The 19,407-nt window shown below is 33.6% G+C and carries 14 protein-coding genes and 1 pseudogene; 5 read left to right on the forward strand and 10 right to left on the reverse strand.

Annotated features, from left to right (window positions below):
* Positions 1-15: 15 nt before the first annotated feature.
* Positions 16-2,964 (reverse strand): SusC/RagA family TonB-linked outer membrane protein, encoded by a 2,949-nt coding sequence (locus ACF3OC_RS19015; protein ID WP_392470506.1) that lies wholly within the window; start codon positions 2,962-2,964, stop codon positions 16-18.
* A gap of 2,023 nt (positions 2,965-4,987) precedes the next feature.
* Between ACF3OC_RS19015 and ACF3OC_RS19020 the strand changes: the two genes are divergently transcribed.
* Both ACF3OC_RS19020 and ACF3OC_RS19025 read left to right on the forward strand, forming a co-directional pair.
* Positions 4,988-5,878 carry a helix-turn-helix domain-containing protein gene (locus ACF3OC_RS19020; RefSeq protein WP_218823990.1) on the forward strand — a complete coding sequence of 297 codons (891 nt, stop codon included), beginning with the start codon at positions 4,988-4,990 and terminating at the stop codon, positions 5,876-5,878.
* Positions 5,879-5,951: 73 nt separating this feature from the next.
* Positions 5,952-6,527, forward strand: a complete 576-nt coding sequence (locus tag ACF3OC_RS19025) for a DUF417 family protein (RefSeq protein ID WP_094281925.1) — start codon at positions 5,952-5,954, stop codon at positions 6,525-6,527.
* A gap of 332 nt (positions 6,528-6,859) precedes the next feature.
* On the opposite strand, the gene ACF3OC_RS19030 is transcribed toward ACF3OC_RS19025, so the two are convergent.
* A complete protein-coding gene (locus ACF3OC_RS19030; protein ID WP_392470507.1) occupies positions 6,860-8,974 on the reverse strand; it encodes a catalase in 2,115 nt (704 codons plus the stop codon).
* A 150-nt stretch (positions 8,975-9,124) separates the two neighbouring features.
* On the opposite strand from ACF3OC_RS19030, the gene ACF3OC_RS19035 reads away from it, so the two are divergent.
* The 3 genes from ACF3OC_RS19035 (at position 9,125) to ACF3OC_RS19045 (ending at position 13,026) form a co-directional block, all read left to right on the forward strand.
* Positions 9,125-9,631 (forward strand): pyridoxamine 5'-phosphate oxidase family protein, encoded by a 507-nt coding sequence (locus tag ACF3OC_RS19035; RefSeq protein ID WP_094258707.1) that lies wholly within the window; start codon positions 9,125-9,127, stop codon positions 9,629-9,631.
* Positions 9,632-10,227: 596 nt separating this feature from the next.
* A complete protein-coding gene (locus tag ACF3OC_RS19040; RefSeq protein ID WP_392470509.1) occupies positions 10,228-12,420 on the forward strand; it encodes an ATP-binding protein in 2,193 nt (730 codons plus the stop codon).
* Between the two features lie 57 nt (positions 12,421-12,477).
* Positions 12,478-13,026 carry a biliverdin-producing heme oxygenase gene (locus ACF3OC_RS19045; RefSeq protein WP_392470511.1) on the forward strand — a complete coding sequence of 183 codons (549 nt, stop codon included), beginning with the start codon at positions 12,478-12,480 and terminating at the stop codon, positions 13,024-13,026.
* A 259-nt stretch (positions 13,027-13,285) separates the two neighbouring features.
* On the opposite strand, the gene ACF3OC_RS19050 is transcribed toward ACF3OC_RS19045, so the two are convergent.
* The 8 genes and pseudogenes from ACF3OC_RS19050 to ACF3OC_RS19085 all read right to left on the reverse strand — a co-directional run bounded on the left by ACF3OC_RS19050 (position 13,286) and on the right by ACF3OC_RS19085 (position 18,888).
* Positions 13,286-13,849 carry a lipocalin family protein gene (locus tag ACF3OC_RS19050; RefSeq protein WP_392471626.1) on the reverse strand — a complete coding sequence of 188 codons (564 nt, stop codon included), beginning with the start codon at positions 13,847-13,849 and terminating at the stop codon, positions 13,286-13,288.
* Positions 13,850-13,873: 24 nt separating this feature from the next.
* Positions 13,874-14,533 (reverse strand): annotated as a pseudogene (locus ACF3OC_RS19055) (lycopene cyclase domain-containing protein); the annotation flags it as partial.
* Positions 14,530-14,988 carry a beta-carotene hydroxylase gene (locus ACF3OC_RS19060; RefSeq protein WP_392470513.1) on the reverse strand — a complete coding sequence of 153 codons (459 nt, stop codon included), beginning with the start codon at positions 14,986-14,988 and terminating at the stop codon, positions 14,530-14,532. The gene ACF3OC_RS19060 and the pseudogene ACF3OC_RS19055, both read right to left, overlap by 4 nt.
* 1 nt (position 14,989) lies before the next feature.
* Entirely contained in the window at positions 14,990-15,457 is a 468-nt protein-coding gene (locus tag ACF3OC_RS19065) for a hypothetical protein (protein WP_392470514.1), read from the reverse strand.
* A gap of 3 nt (positions 15,458-15,460) precedes the next feature.
* On the reverse strand, positions 15,461-15,919 hold the full coding sequence (locus tag ACF3OC_RS19070; protein ID WP_392470517.1) for a hypothetical protein: 459 nt from the start codon (positions 15,917-15,919) through the stop codon (positions 15,461-15,463).
* Positions 15,916-16,752 (reverse strand): phytoene/squalene synthase family protein, encoded by an 837-nt coding sequence (locus ACF3OC_RS19075; protein ID WP_392470519.1) that lies wholly within the window; start codon positions 16,750-16,752, stop codon positions 15,916-15,918. The genes ACF3OC_RS19070 and ACF3OC_RS19075 overlap by 4 nt, the downstream gene beginning before the upstream one ends.
* Positions 16,753-16,756: 4 nt before the next feature.
* Positions 16,757-18,229, reverse strand: coding sequence for a phytoene desaturase family protein (locus ACF3OC_RS19080; RefSeq protein WP_392470521.1), 1,473 nt, complete (start codon positions 18,227-18,229; stop codon positions 16,757-16,759).
* The gene (locus ACF3OC_RS19085) at positions 18,226-18,888 is read right to left on the reverse strand and encodes a MarR family winged helix-turn-helix transcriptional regulator (protein ID WP_392470523.1); all 663 of its coding nucleotides are present in this window, start codon (positions 18,886-18,888) and stop codon (positions 18,226-18,228) included. The genes ACF3OC_RS19080 and ACF3OC_RS19085 overlap by 4 nt, the downstream gene beginning before the upstream one ends.
* Between the last annotated feature and the right edge of the window lie 519 nt (positions 18,889-19,407).

The raw sequence follows: 19,407 nt of genomic DNA on the forward strand, positions 1-19,407 counted from the left end.
TTATGGTTTTTTTAGTTAAAAATCTAGTTTTAATCCAAGTGTATAGGTTGGTGCTAACGCAAGCCCCGATCCGTGATATATCCCATTGAAATTGATCAACTCCGGATCTGAGCCTGAGAATTTTGTCACAGTCAATAAGTTGTTCCCCATGACATATAAATATGCTCTTCGTAATGTCTTGACATTGTTTTTCAGAAATTCTGTGTTGGAGAAATCATATCCCAACGAAACTGTCCTGATCTTCAAGAAGGATGCATCTTCTAAAAATAAATCCTGATTCAATCTGTAAGGAACTACGCTGCTCCAAACATTATACAATGGGTATTTAGAAATATCAACATCCTGTTGCCAATGGAAAATTTCTTTAACAGCGTTGATGTCTCTACTCGATTCGGTATTGATAAAATCATATCGATTCGATGCACGTTGATTTAGGGCTTTTTGACCTAATGCGAAGTACGCCTGAACTGTTAGGTCAAAGTTTTTGTATTTGAAATTGTTGGTAAATCCTCCGTATAATTTTGGAGAACTATTTCCCATCAATGATCTATCCGATTTATTGATGACATTATCTCCATTTAAATCTTTCCACTTTGGATCACCAGCTTGAAGCTCTACGCCTTGGTAATTCAGTTTCTTACCATTCTCTCCTGTTGGAATTTGAGAATTATTGTCATAGATTCCTTCGTTATTTAACAACCAGAACTTATCAACTGCCTCACCTACCCGCAATAACCTGTCACCAACTTCTAGTTCTTTTAATCCCCCTGGTAATGCGGTAAGCTCGTTTTTATTAAAGTTTAGATTAATACTTGGTCTCCATTGAAAATCAGATTCTTTTGGCATAACCTGTGCAGAAACTGAAATGTCAACCCCAGTATTTCTTACATCCATCCCATTTTTATAAATCCCTTGGTAGCCATATTCCTGTGGTACTGGCACCAACATTAATTGATTCTTGTTTTCTTGATAATAAAGGGAAAGATTAGTTTGGATTCTATCATTTAAAAATCCGTTTTCTAAAGTTAAATCTGCTTGATTAGTATAAGCCCAATCTAAATTATATCCGATCCAACCTGTTTGGTAAGGTCTTGAAAATCCAGCTTGACCAAAATAGGAAACCAATGATGGTTCATTCTTCCAGCCCATTTGAACTGAATATTGTGGACCCATTGCATATCGTGAGTTCCATTCTGGAATTCCAATCTTAGCAAAGCTTGCACGAACTGAAAATTGATTCTCCAATTCTAATTGATTTTTTACATTCCAATTGGCCCTCAAGGAAGGTGTAAACAACCAACGAGAATTTGGCTGCGCATTAGACGAGGCATCCCATCTGATTAATCCATCAATATTTACGAAGTCCTTATATTGGTAACCAAATTTTCCAAAAACAGAGAACATTCTATAAATCTCCCTGTTGTTAATTCTATAAACCTGAATCCCTCCAATTGGCTTCAAATAATCTTCTCTCTGGGAATCTCCACTTACAACATTGATCTTGATGAAGTCATTGGGACCATCGTAGGCTCTCGCATAGTTATATCTGTATAGATCATCCTGATATTTTATCCCTCCTTTTGCACTAAACAAATGATCTTCATTCACTTGCTTTTTATAAAATAATTCATTGGAGAAAATATACCTCTGAGAATAACCAAAATAGTTGGAGACAAAATTGATCGTTTCCATCAATTCCGAAGGGTAGAATACATCTCTGATTCCTTCTGAATAATCAATTGAAAAATTAGAGTTGAATTGAAGATCTTTTAAAATATCAAATTGAAGATCTAATCCACCTCTTACGGTATTTGTGACATTATCATCAACCGCAGCATCGTAATGATTAGCAAACTGACTGTATAAGTTATTACTTGGAGAAATCGGTGTTGAAAGATCAGGTAGATAAGCCATTTCAGCATAACGATCTCTAATATTCTTGTTTCTATCTCGTTCAGTTCTTATTGCATTAATATTTGCTGAAATTTTGAACCATTTGAATGGCAGCATATTGATATTAAATAGAGCGTTATACCTTTGTAAACCGGTCTCATCAGATGAGTTCGCGTCCCCAGTATAAGCTCCATAAAATCCAAAGTTCGCCCGATCGGTTCCTCCTCTTAGCCCCATATTTACATTATGTAGCAAGGCTACTTTATAATAACCATCTTTCCAGTTGGATGGACCATAGTAATTGAGATTCGTTGAATCGGCCAAGTACCCTGGATACTTCTGTCTCAGGTCAGTGTTACCATATAAACTGTAAAAAGGTTGACGGAATAGGTTTTCATATTGGGCATTAATTGGAGTAATGGATTGAATACTATTAATTCCAGTATAGGCATCGATAGATATTTCTCTAAAACCACTTTTTCCTCCAGTAGTCGTAATCCAAATTGCACCATTAGCAGCTAATGGACCAATTTCAGCCAACTTTAATGGATCTTTAATCAACTCAATGGACTCAATGGATCTAATATCTATCGTATTTAACAAGTCCGTTCCTGGGCCAATACGATTGATATCATATTTTTGGATTTCATAAGCGAAACTATGGTCTTGGGTAATCGGGATCCCATTAACAAAAACAGCCATGCGATTTGCATTTAAATCAACATTGCTAAACATTTTGTTTTTTATTCCACGGAAAACCAAGTTCTGATAACTGCCAGGTTCTCCTGAAGGCTGTTGAACATTTACACCTGAAAGGTTTCCTTTTACAATATCGGCAAGGCTAGTAAATGGTGCTTTTTTGAGTTCTATAACATTGATGCTATCTGAGACTCCAACAATTGACCTTTGTCTGTTAAAATCGGACACCTCTTTTTCAGATAATTCAGTAGTATCTATTAGTTCCTGCTGAAATGCAAAACGATATAATGAATAGGTCGAAGACATACCTGGCAGGCTTGCGCCAAGCAAGAAGAAAATTATTAAATAAGAGAGTTTAATCTTGTTATTCATAATTGATAAAATTGGTATTTGGTCAGTGCTTATACACTTAGGTTACACCAAGATATCCAATAAATGGGTTATGAATCAAATGAAAATTAAACGAAAACGTTTGCGCAAATTAACGCAAACGTTTGTTTAAGATGCATAATTTTACCTGAAAGAATAAAAAATTGATTCAATTAAAAGATAATAATTATAATAATGACAAACCCTAAACTTGGAAATGAATTAAGATTTCAGTTTTTAAGTTGAGATAAATTTTCAATCAATATAAATAGATTCACAATATATTTAGTTGATATTGAAACGTTTGATAATAATAAATATTAATAGAAGTTAGCTTGCAATCGATAAACTTTCTTGGTAAATAAGTATACAATAGACAATAAAATAGTTCCGGGAACTGCAAAGATTAATAATCCTCCATCTACAAATTATAAGCAAGTATATTGGAGATAGTGATCTCTTTGAGAAAATTGATTCCATTATTAACCCTCAAGGAATAAAATGTGAAATAAATTATTTAAAGGTCTTTTTTATGCGCTGGCTTTAAGCCTCATTAACCGCTTTTAAGGCTTATTATAACGATAAAATTAACTCATTAATAGGAAAACCATAGTCATTATTGAAAAAAAAGTAAATGAAACAAAACCGTAAAAAAACAAACGTACAATCCTATTACTAGCATCCACCTCATGACCAGCAATCCACAAGTATTCTTTGATAAACCTTAAATTGATATTTAATTTGATAATAAACTTTTGATAATACTTCATATTTAGGTAAATAAAAAATATCCTATTCTAAAGAATAGAATATTTGATCATCACAAAAATATAACTCAATTTAAAATAGCAAAATACCCAAGATTGGGTATTTTCTTATCGACAAACAAAAAAATTAGTTTCCCATGAACAGGTCTTAAAATTTAATTCACAATCCTACAAGAATACAAATGGTATTATAATCAGAGTTTAAACATAATTTTTTTAAAACTTGATTTTGATCTTCAAACATTTTAAAGTTCATAACATCCAAAAGCATTTATTAATTAAAGTGAAATCAAAACCTGCCCATTCACTTATAATAAAGAAAACAATTTAACTTATAAAACCTCTATTAATCTCCGAATAAATATTTGATATGATTAAATAATCAGAAACAGCATTTAAGAATTAAAATTCCCCAAAAAACACAATTTTTATTTTTAATTGAGTATATTTGTGTCGTTAAGCATAAAGATCCTTAAAATCAACTAATTATTTAATTTTTCCCGACTAAGAAAATCAAAAGCGATATGCTGTTTAAAAATTAGCCCATACAGCATATCGCGTTATTATACCACTTGGTATAAACTACTGTACCCTAAATCAGTCCAAATTTGACGTTTTTAGTTCTCTAAGTAGATATACCACAAACCGGCGCTTTATTTATATTATATTTACTCCCATATCCTTATTCAAGTTTTATCAAACTTTTAAAGATAAATATAAAATGATTGGGACAATAAAACTAAAATAAATCATATTCAATTCAAGCTATTATTCTCCAACATAATTTGTTTAATGAAACTTCTTAACTAGAATATCAAACTGTTAAAATATCTCATGGTTTTTGAAAATGTTTTTTCCATAATCCATCTTAAAATAAAAACAAAAATTATCAGAACAATTTTTAAGTCTAATTGTTACAACAAAATAATGGATTACTCGCAGCAATTAATGATTCATTGGGATAATATCCAAATCCCCGGCATTGTCGTAAAGTCGGGGATTATTTATTCAAGCAGACAATGCAACTTTACTTTCCATTATTGTTTTTTTACAATAAAAATCTCGTTTGTGCCCCACTAAATAATAGGTGTTTTTAACAAAAAAGCAACTTCATCTGAATAAAACAAGCTTTAAAGAAAATAACCCCTTATACTAATATTTTCAGAATTTTAGTAAAAATTTTAAAGTTATTTTACCTAACATACATATAGATTTCATTTTGAAAACTTGATAATAAATTTTAGAGTAGGTACCAAAAATTGTATAAAAAACAGATAGATAATTGGTATATTACATTATTAATACAAATTAATAAAACTTCAAATCATTTGAACAATTTGATCATAATTGATAACATACCCTCTCATTCCATTCCATTTACTTTTAATGATCCATATTATCTTATCATCCTAATAAATAAAAAAGCAAAATTAACAATCGATTTTACTGACTATCAATTAAATGGTTTAAACATTCTTTTCTTATCACCTTTCCAACTTTTAAAATGTCACTCCGCTGAAGGTGAGGATATTACCATAATTAAGTTTCACAGCGATTTTTATTGTATAGAATATCATAATGAAGAGGTTTCTTGTAATGGAGTTTTATTTAATAATATATACGAAAAGCCTTTCTTTCCAATTGATAAATCATTATATCAAGACATCATCTACAATCTTAACAAATTAAGATCCTATTCCAACTCTATCCTAAAAAATGATATTTCTATTTCAAGAAGCTACCTACAATTAATACTAGCCTTATGTAGTAAGGAAAAGCATAAAACACATGAAGGTATGCTAAAAAAAGAAACACCGAATGTTGCTTATAATTTTAAAAAAATGTTGGAAGAAAACTTTATTCAGTACAAACCTGTAGCTTATTATGCTCAGAAGTTCTGCTTATCATCCTCAGCCTTTAACAAAAAGGTGAAAGCTGTTTTTTATAAACCTCCATCAAAGCTTATTAAAGAAAGAATAATTTTGGAAGCCAAAAAGAAACTTCACCTAACTTTTGCCTCAATTAAAGAAATCGCCTTCGATTTAGGGTTTAAGGATGAATTTTATTTCAGTAGATTCTTCAAGAAAGAGGTAGGAGTATCACCCAAATATTTCCGAGAAAAGACAGGGATATCCATTGTGGCAAAATAATCCATGTAATTAACCGAAGTTTACATGGTGAACCAGAATATTAGTAAATACTTTTGCTAAAAGTTAATTGCTCATGAAAAAAATTCTTAAATTATTCTCGAATTCCAACACATTTTTTACTCACTGCCTTCGTGTTTCTATCTTCATTGTAATGGTTTGGATTGGTGGACTAAAGGCATTCCAGTATGAGGCAGATGGGATTGTCCCATTTGTTGCTAACAGTCCATTCATGAGTTTTTTTTACAGCAAAAATTCACCTGAATATCAACAATATAGAAACCCGGAAGGTAAAACCGTATATAAAAATATAAGTTGGCATAGAACAAACAATACTTACATTTTTTCTTACGTATTAGGATCAATTATTGTCAGTATAGGAACTCTTACACTTTTTGGTATATGGTTGCCAAAAATTGGACTTGTTGGAGGACTTATGACCTTTGGGATGTCATTGGTTACACTTACATTTCTAATCACAACGCCAGAAGTATATGTTCCCAACCTCGGAGGGGATTTCCCCACTCCAAATCATGGTTTCCCTTATTTATCAGGAGCAGGACGTCTAGTTTTAAAAGATATAATAATGATGAGTAGTTCTCTTCTTATATGCTCTGATTCTGCTAAAAAAATAATCTTAAAAAACTCCTAATATATCTTGGGCCAACTTTTCTTTTCCTTTTTTATATGAGCGAGATTTTCCAAGCCGTACTTTACTTTTATTTTAGTAAAAAATGATCTTAATGGACATAAGAAATCATGGGCTGCTTAATATTCCTCTTTAGCCTCATGCTAGGTAAACCAGGACCTTTTATATGCTTATATTTGCAGCTGATCATCCAGGCAATCTGATATCTGATAAGTTGAACATCAAGAATTTAAAACTAATCTTCGCTCCATGTCATATTATTTTCAATAAACTTTACCCTATAAGTTTTGCCCAACTTATAGAATAAAGTTTATTAACTAAATCTACATTTTAAATTATGAAGGAACTTTTCTGAAGCTTTCTCTCTCCCATACTCTGTGCTTTTTAAGTGTATTAACAAAATCATCTATCCAATTAGAATCTGACTCAAATATTACCCCCTGATCTTTTTCTATAAAAGATTTTGTTGCTAATTGTTCCGCTCCTTTGGCAAATGCAAGGGCTTTGCAATGTCGAAAACCTTCATTAATAAATTGAAGATAATCTGGATTTTTGGCTAATTTGGATGGAGAATCGCCATCAGGGGTATAAAATCCGTCAAAACAAACCGATACATCAGTCAAATAACTATGCTGAACCAGTTCTTCACCTCCTTCTTTATATTTTAAATTTCCAACATGCGAAGAAATCAGCACAGCCAAAGCACCTTCTTTCTCAAGAACTTTTTTCATTTTATCAACTGAGGATTTACTTACACCGTCATCCACCAGAAAGGCAATTTTTCGGCTTCGAATATTTCCCTCTTCACCTTTAACTTTCATACTCAAGAATTCAGATTTTTCGATCTCAGGTTCATTGGGCTCAATAGGATAATTTGGATGATTCTGCTGTGCAAATTGTAGAGTAAGGGGATCCAGAGATTTCATTGGTGTCAAGCCCAAATTTTTTCCTATAGCTTCTGCCAAAGCTTTGTCAACTTGATTTAATATTGCCAATTCACGTTTTCTGATGTCTACATTATTTACTTTTGACAACTCAAAACTAAAAGCATTGATAACATGACTTTGCTCTTCAGGGCTTAAAGAATTAAAAAATAATCTAGCTTGGGTAAAGTGATCTGCAAATGAACTCGACCTTGCTCTCACTTTTTTCCCGTCAACCTGTTGTTTCCCCGTTTGGTACCCCGTTTCTCCTTTCAGCATAGCTTGGTAAGGACAGCCATTTCCTTGGCTATTTGGAAAATAACTGGTGTTTCCTTTCAAGATATCCATTCTTGCAAACCCATCTTTTTGATTGTTGAACTTGCCATCGATGGGTTTATTGATCGGTAATTCATGAAAATTTGGACCGCCAAGCCTATAATTTTGTGTGTCCATGTAGGAAAAAATCCTTCCTTGGAGTAGTGGATCATCAGAAAAATCAATTCCCGGAACTACCCTTCCTGGATCAAATGCAGCTTGTTCTGTTTCTGCAAAGAAATTCTCCGGATTACGATTCAGCGTCATCGTTCCGATAATCATTACTGGAACAAGTTCTTCAGGAATAATTTTGGTTGGATCTAAAATATCAAATGAAAATTTCATTTCATCTTCCTCCGGTATCAATTGAACTCCAAGATCCCATTGAGGATATTCACCATTTTCGATAGCTTCCCAAAGGTCCCTTCTATGGAAGTCGGCATCAAATCCTGAAATTTTTTGCGCTTCATTCCACGCAACGGAATGTACTCCCAGTCTGGGTTTCCAATGGAATTTAACAAATGTTGATTTTCCCTCAGCATTTATGAATTTAAAGGTATGAACTCCAAAACCCTCCATCATCCTAAGACTCCTGGGAATTGCACGATCAGACATCACCCAAAGGGACATATGAGCAGCCTCAGGCATTAAGGATATAAAATCCCAAAATGTATCATGTGCTGAGGCAGCTTGGGGAATTTCATTGTTTGGTTCAGGCTTAACAGCATGGATAACATCCGGGAAATTCATTGCATCCTGAATAAAAAAAACTGGAATATTGTTGCCTACGAAATCATAATTTCCTTCCTTAGTATAAAATTTAACTGAAAAACCACGTACATCTCTGGCAAGGTCCGTTGATCCCTTAAATCCAGCAACAGTGGAAAAACGAGCAAAAACCGGGGTACTTGTGCCTTTCTTAAGGAAGTCAGCTGATGTATATTCAGAAATATCCGCAGTAGCCTCAAAGACTCCATGCGCTCCTGAACCTCTGGCGTGGACAACACGTTCGGGAATTCTCTCCCTATCAAAATGCATTAACTTATCAAAGAATATATGATCTTGTTGTAAGGATGGTCCCCGGTCACCAACTTTTAGCGTATTATTGTTATCATACACAGGAACTCCATCATTTGTTGTCATTACCTTGTTCATATTATCAACAACATGATTGTCAATATGAGATATAAAAGGTTTCTTTTCTTCTTTCATAGAGTAAATTTTATGGTTTTCAATGATCCATTTTATTAAAAAAATATGGAGAATGCTTTCATTTGTTGAACAAAAAAAACAAATAAATGTTCTGATAATTTTAACTAAACAATTGTCGACTATTTAGTGTTTAAATAAAAAGATTAAATTATGGCAGAGAAATTTATTAGAGACCAAGAAGCACAAATCAAATTAAAATCCATTGTTGATCAAATTGACATCGGTACAATTTGCACTTTCACTCCACTTTCTCCCTATCCTCATGGTGTACCTATGAGCAGACAAGAAGTGGATGAAGCAGGAAATATATGGTATATCTGTTCTTCAGAAAGTGAAACTCACAAAAATTTAGAAATCGATGACAAAATTTCCATCTTTTATGCCGATCCTAAAAACTATAGATTTTTAAGCATTAATGGAACTGCAATACTAAGCAGAGACCAAGTTAGAATTGATAGATATTGGAATAAGATGATGGAAAGTTGGTTTGAAAAAGGGAAGGACGATCCCAATATTAAATTAATTAAGGTTACACCAAGTGAAGCTCACTATTGGGAATCCGGGTCCAATAAGATTGTAAATTTATTTGCCATGTTGAAAAATGCCCTTACAGGAAGTAACGAAGATATTGGTGAAGAAGGTGAATTAAAAATCTAATTCACCATAAAGTTAGCAAAAAAATCCTTTCTGGAATTTATTTTTTTTATCACTTACCTGGATCAGTTGCCCATCAATTTTACTTATTAAAATAATAACAAAAACCTTTCGCCTTTTTGATGTAATTATTTTTCAAAGATTATACACTAATTCTACCACCATAACAATGTACTTTTTTAATAACCCAGGTCAATAACAATTTTAGGAGCATCTTTATTTAAAATTATAATTGAGTCAAATAATTCCTTTCTTTTCATAGTTGAGGTTAATCCTTGAAATTTAATCTCTTTGCATTTATTAGATTTGATATCGAAAGTGCAAAGTACTTATTACGTTAAAACCCTTAACTGAGTTACAAACTTAAATTATAAGGTGAAAAAACAGGAACTATGAACTTACTGTTCTATCCCACTATTTAAAAACTATTGAATTTCAATAAAACAATGGCATAAATGTCGAATGGATAATTTGTCATTGGAATAATGTTACTAACGGATATTTTTAATCACTTTTTAAAATTATTCTTCTTACTTTGCTTGCAACTGATTTTCTAAAGTCGTTATATAGAGTTTTGGTACACAAACAGGTGAACATAAATGGAAAAGATAAATTGTGAGGATGAAAGAATCCAATTTCTAGGCAAAGTTCAAGATATAGGATTTGTGATTTTTGTTAGTCAGTCCTCAATTATTGAAGCAGTTAGTGACAATATTCAAAAGTATTTACCAAAAACATCCTCTAAAAAGCTTATCGGTCAAGCATTATCTGATTCATTTATTGGAAATATTGCAGAAAAGGAATTTATATCAAATAGCATTAAAGAATTAGGTAATTGTCCTGATTACAAGAGGTATACAAAATTAATTCAGGTTGAAGATAGTTCATTTTATTTAAGCATTTCTAATTGCTTGAGTACAATAAGTTTAGAATTTGAGTACTCTACCATTCAAAATTATAACAAAAACAATTTTATCAACAATAAATTGTTAGAACTTCAAATGGTCGAAGGGGACATTTGGAATAATTTATCGGAGGTACTTTCAGAAAATTTAGAGGTAGATAGGGTCATGGTCTACCAATTCAATGAAGATAGAAGTGGGGTTGTTATTGCTGAAACTTTAAAGAAGCCTGAACTAAATTCTTATTTAGGTTTGAATTATCCTGAATTTGATATTCCAAAACAAGCTCGAGAACTTTATAGAACAAAACATTGCAGATTTGTTGTCGACACACATGATGAAGGTTCAATCATCAGTTCACTTGAAGGAAAAGAAATAAACCTTCAAGATGTGTCCATTAGAAGGTTATCGCCTATTCATTTACAATATTTAAAAAACGCAGGGTTTCGATCCAGCATAAGTTTTTCCATAATGATCAAAGGCGAACTCTGGGGGCTGGTTTGTTGCCAAAATGAATCACCAAAACATGTGGATCTAAGTATTCGAAATTTCTCTTTACTGGCAACAAATTTTGCAGCAAATAAATTTCAACAATTGGAAGATAATGAAATAATCAATTATCTTAAAGAGGTTCAGGAACTTGAACTTCAACTTAAGGAAAAGGTATTATTAAAAAGCAATATTTTTCTTGAATTAAAGGATTTCTCAAAAACCCTTATTCAAATGTTAGAGGCTGATGGAATCGCCATTGGATTTAAAGACTCTATTTTCTTGGATGGTTTACATCCAGAGAAGGAAACGCTGAGATCACAAATACCCAAACTATCAGAATTGTCCAAAAATCACATATTTACCACTCACGCGTTATCGTCTCAAAACAATATATATGAAGCCTTTGGAAAATCAATTGCAGGATTAACTTTTGCGAGTATTGACAATAAAAAGAATTTTTTTATAATTTGGTTTAGAAAAGAAATCCCCTTAAATAAAGATTGGGCAGGAAAACCAGAAAAATTTTACGAAGAAGATAAAGTTGCGGGAATTTTCAAACCTTCTCCACGAACCTCCTTTAATCTTTGGTGTGAACAAGTAAATGGAACATCCAGGAAATGGAATTCCAAACACCTACATTTTATCACACGAATCAGAGAAATCCTCAGAGATTCAATGTTAAATAAAGCCGCTGAAATTGACTCATTGAATACCCAGTTGATTGAAATGAACAATGCTTTGGACACCTACGCATATACCATTAGCCATGATTTAAAGAATCCTCTTTCTGCAATTAAAGTTTCTACTGAATTTCTTCAATATCGACAGGATGTCAATCCTAAACTCTTAAAGAAAATGACCTCAAATATTCTGGATTCTGTCCACATCATTATGAATATGCTTGATAAAATCCATCAATTCTCAAAAGCAAACTCGTTTAATTTTGAAAAAGAAATGGTTGAGCCTGAAAACTTTGTGCCTGAAATTATCAATATGAGCAAAAATAGATTCGGCTCCAACAATGTGCAGGTGACCGTCAATAATTTACTCCCTGTCCTTGGTGAGAAAACTTTGCTCTATCAGCTATTTTTGAACATAATTGGTAATGCAATAAAATATTCGTCAAAAGTTGAATCATCTGTTGTCACTGTAGACTCTTTTATTACCGATAATGGTATTATTTATACCATTTCAGACAATGGAATCGGTATTGAAGAAGAAGAACTTAAGTCCATTTATGAAATGTTTAAGCGCATGTCTAACTCTTCAGGTTATGAAGGTTCAGGAATTGGAATGTCCATTGTAAAAAGGATCGCTGATAAATTAGGGATTGATATCACAATTAAAAGTAAACTTGGAAAGGGAACTTGTGTAAAACTGATGTTTCCACCTAACTAATTATCAAATTTAAACTTGCTCTGAACAAAGACGGGCCATGAATTATTATCTTTTTTTATGAAAATTTCTGATTTTTTAAAACAAGAAACTAAAGAATTACATCAAATTTCCGAAGCATTGGTGATCAAATATATCCGAAATATGGCTTCAGAAGAAGACTATATTAGATTACTGACAAAGTTCTATGTATTTAACAAAGAGATACATCAGTTTACGAATTTATATGTACAGCAATTTTCAGAAGATTATCCTTTCTTCCAGGGATTAGTAAAAATAAATCAGGATTTTGTTGCCTTAAACCTAGATTTACCTAATATGAAGCAAAGGGAAATTTTCAAAAATCTCCACAATGACCTACATGCACTCAGTATACATTATGTTCTGCAAGGATCGTCCTTGGGAAGACCATATATTGCTAAAATCCTTAATAAACTAGATTTCGTTTCAACTAACCATTATTTTAACGAAATTTCAGATATAGGTCCTCAGGACTGGAATCGTTTTAAATCAATACTAAATTCCAATATTCCAATAGAAAATAGAGATCAAGCTGTTTCTTGGGCAAATTTGACATTTAAATTTTTGATAGACTTATTTAGGGATTGAAAGGTTTTAGTAAGAGGGTAATTTGTGTTTTTTGACTTTATTTTATAGAGGACCCTGCAGATCTAAACATATTGACCTCCAGGATTAAAACAATCACTAGACTTTATCGGCTTTCCTTATTCCTAAGCATTTATTATTTAGCATTTTACCCAAATATCTTTAGAAAGAATCTACCCACCTAGAACACATGTATTAATGGTCAAATTTCATTGTTCTGAAAAATTGACTTAACACTCAAGAAATTTCAGGAATAGAAAAGCTATTCCTCCTTTTGGAATGGATTATTGGTCCTATCGTGCTTTAGCCAGATCAGTATAGAGGTATCATAACCAATCCTTTGTGCACTGTTTAGAAAGCTTGTTTTAATCTCATCGGGAATGTCCTTTGTCCTTGATAAAATCCATAAATATTTCAAATTTTTTCCGGCAACCATCGCATATCGGTAATTTTCGTCCAAAGCAATGACATTGTATCCAGAATAAATGGGGCCGAAAAAACTTACTTTTAATTCAGCAATATCCTTATTCCCCCTAAATTTTGCTAAACTTATGGCTTTTTCCCATTTTCCCTTCTTGTAGTTGTAACCGCTGTTAAATACCATAACATGGCCATCTTCATTCAAGCTATATTGGGCGGATACATTGTCCAGATCCTTTTCAAACCTGAAATCAAAACGAGCAATTTCATACCAATTTCCCAAGTAACGATCTATTTCAAAGTTTTTTACCCCTCCAGCTCCCTTGGGAATGGATGCACAGGAATTTAGGTATGTAAATAGAACCACAGAACAGGCGGTTACCAAAATCCTATTTTCTATGACCATTATATTTTTTTTAAATAATTTGAAAAAATAAAGCACCAAAAGAAATTGCGTATATCCATAGACGGCATCCTCAATTGGTATCGTTAATATGCGTACCCCCAGAAAGTCCCGGGAGTTGTAGTTCACTATGGGCGAATCCAATCCCGTCCCGGTCAGCACGCCGTTTACTGGAAGAAAACCCAACATTAAAACTGTAAAAACAAGCGATGCTTTTCCGATCCATTCTGCCCGGACAATAAAATGTAGGTAGATTAAGGTTGTTAGGGTAGCGATAGCCGTGATAAGTGTGTATATTTTATCATAATGCAACAATGCCATAACCGAACAGACAATCACACTGATAAAAACAATCAGGTTATTAAACCCCGATAGCCATTCCAACCTGAAGAACTTTTCAAAACAGAAATAGGTAAATATACATGAAAACGGAATACATATAAAAAACAGCCATTCCTCAATCGGTAACCCGGCCAATACTATTCCGAGCGTATAATCTGTATTGAACCACCAAACACCTTTTGCCGTAAACCATATATCCCAAGCAATGAAAGGGATGGCAACAATAATTGCAGATTTTAAAAACACGCCAAAATGACGATTAAAGTGAATTCGTTTATCGTATGAGGCAATGAAACATATGATGACCGTAAAGAACAATATTGCGGAATAGGTATAAGCCATCATTTTTTTCCAGAGTTAAAGTACATTTTAAAATATTTGAATGGAACAAAAAGAAATCCAAAACATTCACCGTCTTCTTTCCCGATATGCCTGTGATGTTGCTTGTGTGCCCTGCGGATTGCCAAAAAATAGGGGTTTTGGGTCTGGGACAGAAATTTTACCCTTTGATGGATAAAAATATCGTGCACAAAAAAATAAGCCATTCCGTACAGCAAAATACCTAATCCGATATGAAACAGATAGTTGAAATTTTCTACCGACCCGAAATACATCAAAGCTACCGTTGGTATGGAAAATAGGACAAAGAAGAAGTCGTTCTTTTCAAGAGCGCCCTCACTGCTGTGGTCGTGATGGTCTCTGTGCAAGAACCAAAGGAAACCGTGCATGACATATTTATGGATAATCCAGGTTGCCCCTTCCATCAATGTAAATGTGATCAATACGATTAAAAAGGCCATATCAGTTATTAATTGGGTTAAAGAGTTTTTCTAAAGTGTCGCGCCGGAAATCGAAAATCTCCCTCAATTTCCTTTTCACTAACAGCAAATGTGCAATCTCTCCAACAAGACCGAAAGGCAGTTCGTAATCTACCGTATCCTTCATCAAGACCCCATCTTTATTGGGGACGAATTCATGAAAATGCCTCCAGTACTTATAAGGTCCTTTCTCCTGTAAATCAATAAAGCATTTATTGTGTTCAATATGGGTGATTCTTGTCCTCCACTTCAACGGGATTTTCAGCAACGGAGAAACGATATAGTCGATGATCGTACCCTCAGCAATCTCCTCAGCGGTATATTCCGACAGCACTGTAAAACCCATATCTTTAGGTGTAATCTTGGAAAGGTTCTTGGGGGAAGAGAAGAAACGCCAGGCTTCTTCGATATCACAGTTCAATTGTTGCTCTCTGTATAGCCGATTTATCATAACTTAATCCTTTAAAAGTGTACCTATCATCTTAAGAAGAATCTCTGACCTGATTTGGGGACTGTTTTCCTTAATAAATGCAAAATCCTCATTTATGTTTGAGTTGTACCCTAAAAAGAAGGGAGCATTTTTTTGAACAGAAAGCCGGATAAACCTTAATTCAACATTATTAGGTTCTTTTTTGATTGCTTGCTCGATGTTTTTCTTTCCTTCTCTGAATGTTTTGAGTTTGCTAATCGGATTAAAAACATGATTTGCCCAAATAGTTTGCAATCCACCTAAATATCCAAGATGAGTAGCCGATTTGTTTTTAGACTCCATCAATTCTTCAATCATTCTTTCGCACAATGTCCGGTTTGATACCAACATGCTATAATTAGACCTCACTTCTTCTACAGCAATTGGGTTAAAACTCTTAAAATATAATATTGAACAAATGAGCAAACCAGTAATCTTGATCATAAAAAAGCCGTTTTATATCGTACATAACTTTTGAATGCCACATATGCCTTTTCAGCATTGGGAACCCGAATCCTATTATTCAATATCTCTTTGGAGGACCTTCTTTTTATTTTTTGGAACAATGACAAATAGTACCTATAAGCTAAATATACCCCGAACCTAGCGGAACTGGGCAGTTTCTTAATTCCGACAAAAGCAATTTTAAACTCTTCTTCTATTACCTTTTCAATCTGACATTTCACGCAATTATCAAATATGCACATATCAATATTTGGAAAATAGGTCCTGCCCAAAACCTGATAATCATCCCTCAAATCTCTTAAAAAATTAACTTTTTGAAATGCGGAACCTAATTTCATTGCATAAGGTTCCAATTCTTTATACTTTTCGGCGTGGCCATCCGAAAAAACTTGCAGGCACATCAACCCAACTACTTCCGCAGAACCAAAAATATATTCTTCATATAGCTCTGAATTGTAGTCTATTTTCCGCAGATCCATTTCCATACTATGCAGAAACTTTTCAATTAGGATTAGGTCTATTTTAAACAGGTTTACCGTTTCCTGAAAGGATTGAAGGATTGGATTAAGGGATATCCCCTCGTGAATTGCCACATAGGTTTCTGCCTTTAACCGGCTCAAAAGCTTCTCTTTATCATATCCATGAAAACTATCCACGATTTCATCGGCTAATCTCACGTATCCATATATTGCATATATTGCAGATCGAATCGAGGGTTTCAGCGATAGGATTCCCAAGGAAAAACTAGTGCTATATTTCTGGGTTGTTATCTTGCTAACCGAGTATGAAAGTTCGTCAAACAGCTGTTTCATGGTTTTAATTTTTTAGTTTGATTAATTCGTTTGCTACTATTTTACCCGAAATAATGGATGGAGGGATTCCAGGTCCAGGAACGGTCAATTGACCTGTGTAGAATAAATTTTTCAATCCTTTATTTCTTATTTTGGGCTTTAGGACTGCAGTCTGACCTAGCGTATTAGCCAAGCCATAGGCATTCCCACCATAGGCATTATAATCCGAAATAAAATCGCTGACACAGTAGCTTCTTTTGTATTCGATCTTTGATCGTAGATCTTTTATCCCTGTATGCCTTTCTATCCTAGAAAGCATGTTGTTCAAATATAGTTCGCGTGTAGCTTCTCCATCGTCAATTCCGATTGCCAACGGCATCAGAAGGAATAAGTTCTCTTTGCCCAGGGGAGCTAATGTACTGTCTGTTTTGGAAGGGCAACAGGAATAAAAGAGAGGCCTTTCTGGCCATTTTTTTTCCTCATATATAGAATCGATATGTTCATCAAGATCATTCTCAAAAAAAAGTGTATGATGTTCGAGGTTGGGGATGTTTTGATCGATCCCTAAATAATAAATTAGACTGGAGGGTGCAAAGGTTCTATTTTGCCAGAATTCTTCAGAATAATTTCTGTTCTCTTTACTTAATAGGGTTTCTGTATGATGGTAATCCGACGAAGCAATGACAGCGTCAAATTCATGGATCTTGCCATTTATGGTTAAAGAGCTAACCTTCTCGCTACCTGTGTTTATACTTTCAACGGTTTTGTTGAAATGGAAATAGACCCCTTGATTTTCGGCTACTTTTTTCATTGCCAAAACCAATTGATAAAATCCGCCCATAGGATAATGTGTCCCCAAAGCATAACCACCGTAATTCATCAGACTATACAATGCAGGGATATCCTTTGGAGAAGCACCCAGGAAAATTACGGGAAATTCCATTAAGGTCCTTAGCTTTTCACTTTTAAAATATTTAGCAACATAAGCCCTGAAGCCCGTCAACAAATCCAATTTAATCGCACTTTTGACTATTTTAAAAGATAGGAATTCACTCCAATTGTGACAGGGTTTATTGATAAAATCCTGCATTCCTACTTCATACTTGAATTTTGCAGCTTGCATGAATTTTTCCAATTTCAATCCGGCTCCTTTTTCGATTCTTTCAAACAAGAATTTAAGCTCTTCTAAACTTTCAGGAATACTGATTTTTCCTTCTGAAAAAACTACTTCAAACTGTGGGTTCAGCGATATCAACTCAAAGAAATCAGAAGTTTGACAACCGAAATCAGCAAAAAAACTATCCATAATATCTGGCATCCAGTACCAGCTGGGACCCATATCGAAAACATATCCATCATCGGTTGAAAACTGTCGTGCTCTACCTCCCGGCCGGTCATGTTTTTCAAACACGTGAACTTCATTACCTGCCTTTGCCAGGTAGGCACTTGCAGATAGACCCGAGAATCCTGACCCTATAACGGCTATTTTCTTCTTCATCGCCTTTTATCCTTTAAAGCTTCATTCAATAAATATTCTGTTTCAATATTCTTGTTATAAATAAGTTGATGGAACTTATTGAGTTTATTGAGCAATTTGATCAGCTCCATTTTTTCGGAATGGTTTAAGTCTCCTGTAACTATTTCAGTCGCTTTCCTGATTCTATCCATTTGGTTTTCTAAAACATTCAATCCTTTTATGCTGATTTTTAAAACTTTACTTCTTTTATCAATTTCAGAATCCGTTTGATTGACCCAACCTTGAGAAATCAGACGATTGATAATTTGCATTCCGGCGGGTTTTTCGTGAACGTTCTTTTTTATCAAGTCCATTTTGGTCATTTCGCCAAACGCCTTTAAGTTAATCAGGTATATAAAGTCATCTTGTGAAGAGAAATCAGAACCGTATATAGCTGATTTAGAGTAACTTTTAGCATATCTGTTCATATGGACAATTAAAGTACTAATTACACTTTCTGCACTTCGCCCATTTTCTTTTCCTTCCCAATAAGGTTCGTTATCCATTTCCTGGCTTTTATATTTGACGTTAATCCACCTTTTAAAGCCTTCGATATCCTCAGGATATATGTTTTCTAGCGAATTTTCTATCTCAAATACTTCAACTAGATCGATAACACTTTTTAAAATATCGTACTTCATTTTTATTTTGTTATACAATTATACTATTTTTAATTTAAAAAAGTATTTTTTTATACGTTTTTAAATTTCGATTTTAAATCTGTCGATAAATCTACTGTTTATCCTTGTTCACCTTACTTACTTAATCCCATCCCAATCAAACCTCTTCTACTCCTTTTACAAATCCATCCAAATACGGCTTTTGCACCTTACCATTGGGCATTCGTATCAGGTGTCGTTTTTTATCCCTAAATCCTATTCTTGATTTTGCAGTCCTTTTAATTCAAACAAGGTAGTGAAATGCTTGTTTGATTATGTTATTATGCTATCTGCGCTCAATTGCTTTACATAAATTCGGATTAATTACCGCCTGCATTTTAGATATGAACACAAGAAAACTTAACCCTTGAAACCAGAAGCATAAAATAGCTTGAACTAAAAAGATTATCGGAAACAATCGGGAAATTCATGTAATGTGAAGGTACTTACAAACTAGCTGTAATTACACTAGGATACCTGAAATATGATATACAGAATGCT

Origin of the sequence: Sphingobacterium cellulitidis (genome assembly GCF_043187465.1) — a bacterium.
Classification (GTDB): domain Bacteria; phylum Bacteroidota; class Bacteroidia; order Sphingobacteriales; family Sphingobacteriaceae; genus Sphingobacterium; species Sphingobacterium cellulitidis.